At 43.9% G+C, this 1,536-nt stretch carries 2 pseudogenes; both read right to left on the bottom strand.

Annotation, left to right across the window (positions count from 1 at the left end):
• Positions 1–126: 126 nt before the first annotated feature.
• Positions 127–927, bottom strand: a pseudogene (locus EXN75_RS17360) (TonB-dependent receptor plug domain-containing protein); the annotation flags it as partial.
• 74 nt (positions 928–1,001) lie between these two features.
• Positions 1,002–1,175 (bottom strand): annotated as a pseudogene (locus EXN75_RS17355) (tyrosine-type recombinase/integrase); the annotation flags it as partial.
• Positions 1,176–1,536: the final 361 nt, after the last annotated feature.

Here is a 1,536-nt window from a genome sequence, read left to right as displayed (position 1 = left end):
CGCTTTATGGGGTAAGGGGATTTTGTGTCTGCGACATTTCTGTTGTGCAAGAAATATGTACAATAAAATGAATTTTGTCGCTTTGCAAGCAAAATCCCACTAAACCCTATAGGTTGCGGATTTGAGGATTACCTCATATTTCTTCTGGATGGTTGACAATGTAATATCACCATTATAGGTAACGGTAGGTCTCTGACCGGCACGTCCCTTCTTGGTGGTGATGATGATGACACCATTAGAAGCACGAGAACCATAGATGGCTGTTGCCGAAGCGTCCTTCAATACAGTGAAGCTTTCGATATCGCTTGGGTTAATCATCGCCAAGATGTTACTTGCACCCTTCAGGTTGTTATTATCAATAGCCAAACCATCGATGACATAGAGAGGGTCGTTAGAAGCAGTCAGGGAGGCACCACCACGGATACGAATCTGTGCTCCAGCACCAGGCTGACCACCGGCTGTCTGTACATCTACACCAGCTATCTTACCTACCAACATATCAGAGGCACTGCTTGTGATACCCTTTGACAGCTCGTCTGGCTTGATGGCAGTAACCGAACCCGTCAAGTCGTTTTTCTTTGCACGACCATAACCGATGACAACAACCTCATTCAAGGCTTTCTCATCATCTGCCATGGTAATAACCATGTTCTTGGATGCTTGTACGGTCTTAGGATTCATACCTAGATAGGTAATAGTTAGCTTAATACCAGGAGCTGCATCGACAGAGAAGTTACCATCCATGTCGGTAATGCCCACAGCCTTACCGTTCACTGTAATGGTAGCACCCATGACAGGCTCACCAGAAGCATCTTTCACTTGTCCCTTAATGGCATTTGACTGCGCAAAGGAACTTGCTGTCAGAAGAAGACCACTTGCAAGGGTCAACGCTCTGAGAGGCAATTTAAATTTTACCTGCTTCATCATTTGCTTGATTTTTAAGTCTGCAACTAGCCTTTACATAGAAGGGTTTCGAATGCCTCATGTACCTAAAAGCGTACCTAAAGAGGCTTGATTTGGTCTAAAAGACTCACCGCCTCCACCTTTTTTCGGTTCACTATCTCAGCATATACTTGCGTGGTCGTGATGTTTTGATGACCCAACAGTTTGCTGGTGGTATAGAGGTCCACTCCCATCGTCAGCAAGGTGGTGGCAAAGGTGTGGCGACTTGTATGCACAATTTAAGCAAAAGCAACGGAAAGTGAATATGAGAGGAATGAACTGCAAGTGGTTGAGAATGAGCAATATTTCATAATTCTGCCAATTGTCTGCAAAGCAAAGCCGAGCAGGATATTGAGTTATTTCAGTTACCAAACCGTTAGCGGTCAGTTACCGAAACCAACACTGCTAACGAGGTGAAAAACAAATAGTTTGTCACCAGTGTTTGTTGCACTGTTCTGCACAACTTTCAATGACAGAGAATGCTTACTGATTGATTATTTTTGCAAACTAAAAAAGTAAGCAGATGAAAGTTGAAAAATTCAAGGTGCTGCTCTACCTTAAAAAGAGCGGATTGGACAAGAACGGTAAGGCTCC

Source organism: Segatella hominis (genome assembly GCF_004535825.1).
Classification (GTDB): domain Bacteria; phylum Bacteroidota; class Bacteroidia; order Bacteroidales; family Bacteroidaceae; genus Prevotella; species Prevotella hominis.
This window is presented reverse-complemented; position numbering and strand designations above follow the sequence as displayed.